The sequence below is a fragment of the Bacillus sp. GMs2/2 genome, assembly GCF_050172095.1.
In the GTDB taxonomy this organism is placed as follows: Bacteria; Bacillota; Bacilli; order Bacillales; family Bacillaceae_G; genus Bacillus_A; species Bacillus_A cereus.
The window spans coordinates 1-7,446 of sequence record NZ_JBNLYE010000197.1 but is presented as its reverse complement, the minus strand read 5'-3'; the positions used below and the strand labels follow the sequence as shown (position 1 = coordinate 7,446).

Below are 7,446 nucleotides of genomic sequence, written 5' to 3'. Positions count from 1 at the left end.
ATTTATAAGCAATAGACATGTTAAAGCTGTTTAAAATACGAGAATTAACCATAAGAATCTCATTTCCCGCTACCTTTTTAATAGAAAGTTGATTTACAAAGTTTATATGCGTTAAACTTATACAGATGTTCTTGTAATCTTCTTCCTTTCAAAAGGCTTGTATATATGATGCAAGACATAAAAAACTTGAGGAGATAAAAATTCTATGATGGAACAAAAGCAACTTGTTTCTGTTGTCATACCTCTGTATAACACAGAAAAATATATTGAAGAAACGATGCAGTCAATACTAGATCAAACATATAAAAATATCGAAATTGTAATTGTAGATGATGGAAGTAAAGATCAATCACCTTCTATTGTGAAAAACCTTGCTGAAAAATATCCAGGGCAAGTAAAATACATTCATCAAAAAAACCAAGGTGTTTCGGTAGCCCGTAATACAGGTATCGAAAATGCTAGCGGAGAATATGTCGCTTTCCTTGATAGTGATGACTTATGGCATCCAACCAAAATTGAGAAGCAAGTCGAAAGTATGCATAAAAATGAAATGAACGCGTGCTATTGTGGTTATATGAATTTTTACGAAGAAACAGGCGAGAAGGTTGAACATACAACAAACTTTATTAAAGGTGATATGGCAAAAGCATTCCTAACACATCAAGTTGTTGCTCAAACAAGTACTTGGATTTTCAAACGATCCATCGTAATGGATCATAACATTCGTTTTACACCAGGATGTAGTTGGGGCGAAGATTTAGAGTTTTTATTTAAACTAATGAGTGTGACAAATGTATGCTATATCGATGAATATTTAACATATTATAGAATCTTATCAGAAGGAAATCTTTCTTCTAAGTATAAAGATTATAAATTAAAAACGACAAAAGAGTTGGAAGTATTCAATCGTATGAAAGATTGGGTACATAATAAATCTCAAGATTTCATTACAAAAGACCCTCAGTCACTTATTGAGATTCTTGAGACTTATTTATTCCCTTATACAGTCATCAATAACGCTTGTATATATATTAAGGGAAACTCTCAATTAGATAAATCACAAGTTCAATTAATCAAAAAAGATATAAAGAAATATTGCCGTAAAATCTATTCAAAGAATGGAAAACGTAGTAAAAAACTATATGCAATGCTTTGGTTTGTACGAATTAAATTTCTGTTTTCTTAACCTGAAAATATAACGATACTCTCTCTTTCTGTGAACAAATCAAATTTACAAATAGGACAAGCTAACCGGGTCCTAAAGAATAGAAAGGTCTTTTCCCATGAAAACAAATAAAATTCTAAAAAACGCATCCTACCTCTTTGTAGGAAACATTACTGTCCGTTTTGTACTGGCTATTGCAACAATTTTCTTTGCAAGATATGTTTCTCCAAGTGATTACGGTATGTTTACAACTGCGTTAGCAGTTTCAGCTGTTATTTGTTACTTTACAGATGCAGGTTTGACACATACGTTTATGCGTGAAGGAACGAGAAGCGATGCTAATATTAGCGTGCTAATAAGTAGTTATTTACGTATTCGTTTAATATTAGCTATCGTAATTTCTGTACTTTTCGCTATTTTTGCCCAGTTCTTCTATCCCGATGCTTACTTACGTGCGATGGTATATTGGGTTGTTCTGCCAACAATGTTTGGAGCAACTTTACAAGGTGTTGGAATGGCTTACTTCCAAGTAACAGAACGCATGCAATTTACAGCTATTATTTCTGTACTACAAGGTGTAACAGCTGCTGCTGCCCTATTACTAGGGATGTCTTTCCAATGGTCACTTATGATGGTTGCTGCCATGTATGGGGTATCTAGTCTTGTAACAGGTGTTATCGCCTTTATAATGACAATACGTTATACGAAAGTCCATAAGGGTTGGGATAAAGGCATTTTAGATCAACTACTTATTTTCACAATCAATGGAATCATCATTATGCTCTTACCACAATTGGGCCCTATTATATTAGAAAAGGTTTCAACGTATAATCAAGTTGGATTCTTTGGTGCTGCATCTAAAATACCTGCTGTACTATATCAAATACCTGGGGTAATTGCAGCTGCCTTTTATCCAAGGCTGTTTGCTTTTGGTAATGAGAAAAATATTGAAGAACATAGAAAATTATCAAGTTTTGAATTAAAACTTATGTCTTTTTTAGGAATGGGAATTTCTATCCCCTTTATTGCTGATCCAAGTTTCTGGATTGTTAGTTTATTAGGAGAAGAATACGCTCCCGCCGGTGACGCTCTTGCTATTCTAGCGTTTATGGTTATTTTACAATCAATTAACTATCCACTAGCCGATAATTTAACAACGATTGGCCAGCAATGGAAACGTGCAACAACAATGACTATTGGATTAGTTGTTGCGATCATAGGTTATATTGTATTAGGTAGTAAATATGGAATGATGGGGGCAGCTGTCGCAGCTATCCTTACCGAAATTACACTATTAATCGGATTTACCCTCTTTATTCGTAAAGGCATGCAATTATTAGTTAAAGGAATTATATTTAATTCCTTGGCCTTTATTATTAGTTACGGTATATACCGAATTGCATTAATCAACTTACCGCCACTAATTGCTTTAACTCTTACTGGTATACTATACGGTATGATTGGAATTGTAATTGATCCTCAAATACGTGGATTCGTTTTAGGGTTTATAAAACAAAAATTAGGTAAAAAGGTAGTATAAAGTTAAGTTCCTTTTCAAAATCATGAAAAGGAACTTAACTTCTTTATTTACATCTGTTTTTCATATACATAATTATTTCTTTTACCCCATCATAATAAGAAGTTTTGGTAACTCTCCAATACATTTCTCGTATTTCTCTCCACTTAATACAACTGGTTTTTCCGTCAAATATAGCATTTCCACAAATTCTTTCATCTGCTTATCAAACAGACCAATGAACTGGATCATTCCTCTTTTTACAGTTATTATTCATTTGGTATATCCCGTTAATTCCCGTATGTGTTGAATCATTTCCTCACCTGTAATGACACCATAACCTCGTATGTTCCAATTTTGTCCATAGGCCTCATCATGTGAAGCTAATTCAACCATTGCTTTTGCACCATCTGGTGTGAAAATATATTCACGGGCAATCTTTTTATCTCCAACAAAGCTAGATATTTTATTTGCAAGTATTGCCTTTAATGTATGATGGACAAGTGTGCTTTCTGCATTTGGACCATAAAGGTCTGGGAAATAAGCAATAAACATTTGTACATTAGCTTGTTTTGAAAATATATACATTTTGAAATGATAGCATTATATGAAAGAATTTAGTATCATGATTCAAGGTACTATTTCAAGTTGGACGGAGGATACTATGAGCTTATTAACAGTTGAAAAATTAGGACATACATTTGGCGATCGTACATTATTTAAAGATGTATCTATGCGATTATTAGCAGGTGAGCACGTTGGATTAGTTGGTGCAAACGGTGTTGGTAAATCAACATTCATGAATATCATTACTGGTCAGCTTATTCATGACCAAGGTCGCGTAGAATGGACACCGGGCACACATTACGGCTACTTAGATCAGCATACTGTTTTAACGCCTGGGCGTACAATTCGTGACGTACTAGCGGATGCATTTTTACTGTTATTCGAAAAGGAAAAAGCTTTAAATGAAGTTACAGAAAAAATGGGAACTGCTACACCAGAAGAACTAGAAGAACTTCTTGAGCAAATGGCAGAAATACAAGATGCACTTGAAGCAGGTGGTTTCTACTTACTAGATATGAAAATTGAAGAGGCTGCACGTGGTCTTGGAATTGATGCAATTGGTTTAGATCGTGATGTTTCAGCACTAAGTGGTGGACAACGTACAAAGGTATTGCTTGCAAAGCTATTACTTGAACAGCCAGAAGTGTTATTGCTTGATGAACCTACTAACTATTTAGACGTTGAACATATTCATTGGTTAACAAATTATTTAAAAGAATACCCACATGCATTCTTATTGATTTCTCATGATACGGAATTTATGAACAAATGTGTTGATGTTATTTTCCATCTAGAATTCACAAAAATGACACGCTATACAGCGACATATGAAAAATTCCTAGAACTAGCAGAAATCAATAAAAATCAACATATAAACGCTTATGAAAAGCAGCGTGAGTTTATCAAAAAGCAAGAAGACTTCATTGCAAAGAACAAAGCTCGTTATTCAACGACAGGCCGTGCAAAGAGTCGTCAAAAACAACTTGATCGTATGGAACTTATTGATCGCCCCGAAACAGCAATTAAACCTGAATTCTCATTTAAAGAAAGTCGTGCAAGTAGTCGCTTCGTCTTTGAAGGTGAAAATGTAGAAATCGGATATACACATCCGCTACTACCAAAGCTCTCAATGACAATCGAACGTGGTGAAAAAATTGCTATTGTTGGATGCAACGGTGTTGGTAAATCAACGTTACTAAAAACAATCTTAGGTAAAATTAAACCTTTAAGCGGTAAAACAAGCCTTGGGGACTTCTTAGTGCCTGCATACTTTGAGCAAGAGGTTAAAGCTGACAATATAACACCAATTGATGATGTATGGAATACATTCCCTGGCCTAGACCAGCATCAAATTCGTGCGATGTTAGCAAAATGCGGATTAAAAAATGAACATATTTCTCGCCCATTAAGTCAATTAAGTGGTGGAGAACAAGCAAAAGTTCGTTTATGTAAACTAATGGGTGAAGAAAGTAACTGGCTACTATTTGATGAGCCGACAAACCATCTTGATGTTACAGCAAAAGCAGAACTTAAGAAGGCTATGAAAGCATATAAAGGAACAATCCTCCTTGTATGTCACGAACCGGACTTCTATGAAGATTGGATTACAAAAGTTTGGAATGTAGAAGAATGGTCTCAAAATAAAAATTAATAGATATAAGATTTTTATCCATATTTTATGCTATACTATACCTTGCGTGACAACATCTTGTTCTGTTGTCACGTTTTTTATAGAGTAAGATTTTATTAATGCTGGGGGCTATATTATGCTTTTTAATTCTTTTGAATTTATGCTTTTATTCTTGCCTATAGCAGTAATTGGATATTTCCTATTGCAAAAAGTTAACGAAAATTTCGCAAAACTTTTTTTAGTAGGTATGTCCCTTTACTTTTATGCATATTTTGAGGTGAAATACCTATTGCTAATAGGAGTTTCATTATTTACAAACGCATTTATAGGCCAACAAATTATACAAAAAATTAATCAAAAAACCCGAAAAGTATTTTTAATAGTTGGTTTAGTATTTAACATATCATTACTGGGATACTTTAAATACTCTGACTTCTTCTTAGATAATATAAATACCCTATTTGGAACTGATGTACCTTTATTAAAATTATTACTGCCTTTAGGCATTAGTTTTATTACCTTCCAAAAGATAGGTTTTTTAGTAGATTGTTATAAGAGGGAATTAACAAAGTTTAATTTTATTGATTTTTGCTTGTTCGTAACGTTTTTCCCGCAACTTATTGCAGGACCCATTGTCCATCATAGTAAGGTACTTCCTCAATTTCAAGATGAATCCAAAAGGAGCCCGAATATTGAAAATATTACAAAAGGACTTTACATATTCGGAATTGGTCTTACTAAAAAAGTAGTAATTGCTGATTCACTAGCACAATGGGCTGATTTTGGCTTTAGCAATGTAAATCAACTATCTACGACCGATGCATGGGTTTCATCACTTGCATATACATTACAACTGTATTTTGATTTTAGTGGATATTGTGATATGGCAATAGGTGCAGCGTTGTTATTCAACATTATACTACCAATTAACTTCTTTTCTCCTTATAAATCTTTAAGTATTCAAGATTTTTGGAGACGTTGGCATATGACATTAGGAAGATTTTTCACTCAATATGTATATATTCCATTAGGTGGGAGTCGAAAAGGGCAAATTCGTACTTATTTAAATTTATTTACAATTTTTCTTATAAGTGGAATTTGGCATGGCGCTGGATGGACGTTTGTTATTTGGGGCGTTTTACACGGATTAGCTATTGTAATACATCGATTATTTAAAAACTTAGGTGGAAAAATACCTAAATTAATTGCTTGGATTTTAACAATGGGATTTGTACATGTAACATGGGTGTTCTTCAGAGCTACTTCTGTAGAAGATGCATTAACTATGTTAAATCGCATGTTCAACGTAAATTACTTACACATCCAAACAGCACTTATTCAATTCCGTCCAGAAACATTAACTGGTGTGTCTATAATGGATAATTTAATTTATTCAATTTGTAATTTATTCCCGTTCCAAGTGACTGGTGATCACTTTAACTTCCAAACTATTTTATACCTAGCAATTGGAACCGCTATTGTATTATTTACAAAAAATTCTATAGAAAAATTAGAATCTTTCCATCCAAAACCGATTTATGCTCTTGCATTAGCTAGCATGTTTATACTTTCTTTGATGTATTTAAATCGTGTAAGTTCATTCTTATACTTTAATTTCTAATAACCGTAGGTGAAAAATATGTATAAACGTTTTATATGTTGGTTTATTATATTCCTTTTCATTTTATCTGGAATAATTTGCTCTATTGTTTATAAGCTTGACCCATTATATGTATATAAATTTAAGAAGAACGATTATTTTTATGCTACTGAACGCTATCAAATGCCTGGACTTATTAAACATATGGATTATGATACCTTATTTGTAGGAACTTCTATGGGAAGAAACTTCCTTGAACCTGACGCTAACAAATTACTTCATACTACCAGCTTTAATGGCTCTCTTCCAGGTTCAACAGCTAGGGAACAACATATGACAGCCCAGTTAGCTACTCATTCAAAAACTGTTAAAAATATTATTTGGGAACTTAATTTATATTCATTCTCTGGAAAACCTGAATGGGTATCAGAAGGTGCTTCACCATTTCCAACTTACATGTATGATACAAATAAGTTGAATGATATCCAATATTTAATTAGCCCGTATTCTCGAAAAGTAGCATTACAGAATATGAAATTAAAACTAGATCCAACAAAATCTCCACAGGATCCCCATTGGCTATACAAATTTGGAGATGACGAGCCAAAATTCTCAGCAGATATAGCTAAAAGGGTTGTTGATGGAACATCTCATCAATCAATCAGCGATGGTTGGTATCATGAACAAATGCTTAAATCTTTTGATTCTAATATTATTGAACTTGTAAAACAAAACCCGGAAGTGCAATTTACATTTTTCTATGCGCCATATCCAGTAACATATCACGTAGTTATGGATAAAAACGACTCAAAGCATACAAAGGAAAATATGTTATTTAAAAAAGAAGTATACACTAAATTAGCACAACTAAAAAATGTAAAACTCTATGATTTCCAAGACCAAAAAGAAGTTACGTATAATCTTTCTAATTATATGTCTGATCAAACGCATTATTACAGATATATAAA

The 7,446-nt window shown here is 33.1% G+C and carries 5 protein-coding genes and 1 pseudogene; 5 read left to right on the top strand and 1 reads right to left on the bottom strand.

Annotated elements, in window-relative coordinates; translation table 11 throughout:
- Window positions 1-205: 205 nt before the first annotated feature.
- Complete coding sequence (locus ACQGS6_RS19665; RefSeq protein WP_000970516.1) at window positions 206-1,186, top strand: glycosyltransferase family 2 protein; 981 nt, start codon at window positions 206-208, stop codon at window positions 1,184-1,186.
- A gap of 97 nt (window positions 1,187-1,283) precedes the next feature.
- Window positions 1,284-2,705: an oligosaccharide flippase family protein gene (locus tag ACQGS6_RS19660; protein WP_000856133.1), complete on the top strand. Its 1,422-nt coding sequence runs from the start codon at window positions 1,284-1,286 to the stop codon at window positions 2,703-2,705.
- 43 nt (window positions 2,706-2,748) lie between these two features.
- Here ACQGS6_RS19660 and ACQGS6_RS19655 read toward each other — a convergent pair.
- Window positions 2,749-3,257, bottom strand: a pseudogene (locus ACQGS6_RS19655) (short chain dehydrogenase); the annotation flags it as partial.
- A gap of 88 nt (window positions 3,258-3,345) precedes the next feature.
- Here ACQGS6_RS19655 and ACQGS6_RS19650 point away from each other — a divergent pair.
- The 3 genes from ACQGS6_RS19650 to ACQGS6_RS19640 all read left to right on the top strand — a co-directional run.
- Window positions 3,346-4,899, top strand: coding sequence for an ABC-F family ATP-binding cassette domain-containing protein (locus ACQGS6_RS19650; protein ID WP_000055408.1), 1,554 nt, complete (start codon window positions 3,346-3,348; stop codon window positions 4,897-4,899).
- A gap of 115 nt (window positions 4,900-5,014) precedes the next feature.
- The gene (locus ACQGS6_RS19645) at window positions 5,015-6,499 is read left to right on the top strand and encodes an MBOAT family O-acyltransferase (RefSeq protein ID WP_000898524.1); all 1,485 of its coding nucleotides are present in this window, start codon (window positions 5,015-5,017) and stop codon (window positions 6,497-6,499) included.
- A gap of 18 nt (window positions 6,500-6,517) precedes the next feature.
- A partial coding sequence (locus tag ACQGS6_RS19640; RefSeq protein ID WP_426965459.1) for a hypothetical protein occupies window positions 6,518-7,446 on the top strand: 929 nt, incomplete at its 3' end.

Excerpts from the sequence above, each read along its gene's own strand:
- ACQGS6_RS19665 (WP_000970516.1), top strand. The coding sequence starts at position 206 with ATGATGGAACAAAAGCAACTTGTTTCTGTTGTCATACCTCTGTATAAC.
- ACQGS6_RS19660 (WP_000856133.1), top strand. The coding sequence starts at position 1,284 with ATGAAAACAAATAAAATTCTAAAAAACGCATCCTACCTCTTTGTAGGA.
- ACQGS6_RS19650 (WP_000055408.1), top strand. The coding sequence starts at position 3,346 with ATGAGCTTATTAACAGTTGAAAAATTAGGACATACATTTGGCGATCGT.
- ACQGS6_RS19645 (WP_000898524.1), top strand. The coding sequence starts at position 5,015 with ATGCTTTTTAATTCTTTTGAATTTATGCTTTTATTCTTGCCTATAGCA.